At 74.9% G+C, this 1,542-nt stretch carries 2 protein-coding genes; both read left to right on the forward strand.

Features of this window, described 5'->3' with window-relative positions:
* A partial coding sequence (locus AB0J68_RS32090) for a biotin/lipoyl-containing protein (RefSeq protein ID WP_363942625.1) occupies positions 1–282 on the forward strand: 282 nt, incomplete at its 5' end.
* A 19-nt stretch (positions 283–301) separates the two neighbouring features.
* Positions 302–1,542, forward strand: a 1,241-nt coding sequence (locus AB0J68_RS32095) for a biotin carboxylase N-terminal domain-containing protein (protein ID WP_363942627.1), incomplete at its 3' end; no start/stop codon positions are given.

The following is a 1,542-nucleotide window of genomic DNA, read 5'->3' on the forward strand; positions in this document are numbered from 1 at the left end:
CCCGGCCCGCCGGGCGCGCTGATCCGGCCGCCGGTCCCCGGGCGCGCGGCGGTCCGGGCGCCGATCGTCGGCACGTTCTACCGCGCGCCGGAGCCCGGCGCGAGGCCGTTCGTCGCGGTGGGCGACCTGGTCAGCCCCGGGCAGCCGGTCGCGATCGTCGAGGCGATGAAGCTGATGAACGAGGTGACCGCCGACCGGGCCGGGCGGGTGGCCGCGATCCTCGTCGAGGACGGCCAGCCGGTGGAGTACGACCAGCCACTGGTCGAGCTGGATCCGGCCTGACGGCGGGGATGGGTGAACCATGTTCGAGACCGTGCTGATCGCCAACCGGGGTGAGATCGCGCTGCGGGTGCTGCGGGCGTGTCGGGAGCTGGGTGTGCGCACGGCGGTGGTCTACTCCGCCGCCGACGCCGACTCGGCGGCCGTGCGCCTCGCCGACCAGGCCGTCCGCATCGGGCCGGCGTCGAGCCGACGCAGCTACCTCAACGCCGCCGCGATCGTGGAGGCGGCCCGGCAGGTGGGCGCGCAGGCCGTGCATCCCGGGTACGGCTTCCTCTCCGAGGACGCCGACTTCGCCGAGATCTGCGCGGACAACGGCCTGACGTTCATCGGCCCGCCGCCGGCGGTGATGGCGGCGCTGGCCGACAAGTCCTCGGCCCGGGCCCTCATGAGCCGGGCCGGGCTGCCGCTGCCGGCGGGCAGCGTCGCGCCGGTGGCGACCGCCGCCGCGGCGGCCGAGGTCGCCGACGCTGTCGGCTACCCGGTGATCGTGAAGGCCGCCGCCGGGGGCGGGGGCCGGGGGATGACCGTGGTGCGCCGTCCGGCCGAGCTGGCCCGGGCGTACGCGCGGACACGGGCCGCCGCGCAGGCCGCCTTCGGCGACGACCGGGTGTACGTCGAGCGGTACCTCACCGAGGCCCGGCACGTCGAGGTGCAGGTGCTCTGCGACTCCCACGGCAACGGCGTGCACCTGGGCACCCGGGACTGCTCGGTGCAGCGCCGGCACCAGAAACTCATCGAGGAGGCGCCTGCTCCGGCGCTGTCCGCCGCGGCGCTCGACGCCATCGCCGAGACCGCGCTGCGGGGTGCCCTGGAGGTCGGCTTCGTCGGCGCGGGCACGCTGGAGTTCCTGGTGGACGCCGAGGAACGCTTCCACTTCCTGGAGATCAACTGTCGGATCCAGGTGGAACATCCCGTCACCGAGATGGTCACCGGGATCGACCTGGTGCACGAGCAGCTGCACATCGCGGCCGGGGTGCCGCTGCGGTGGCGGCAGGAGGAGATCCAGCTGCACGGCGTCGCCGTGGAGTGCCGCGTCAACACCGAGGACCCGGAGCGGGGCTTCGCGCCCACGCCCGGCCGCCTGGAGCGGTTCACCCCGCCCGGCGGCCCGTTCACCCGCGTGGACACCCACGCCAGCGCCGGCTACCTGGTCGGCCCCTGGTACGACTCGCTGCTGGCCAAGGTGATCGTCTGGGCGCCCGACCGGGAGCTGGCGCTCAACCGGCTGGAGCGTGCCCTGGAGGAGTTCGACATCGCCGG

The sequence above is a fragment of the Micromonospora sp. NPDC049580 genome, assembly GCF_040675595.1.
GTDB lineage: Bacteria > Actinomycetota > Actinomycetes > Mycobacteriales > Micromonosporaceae > Micromonospora.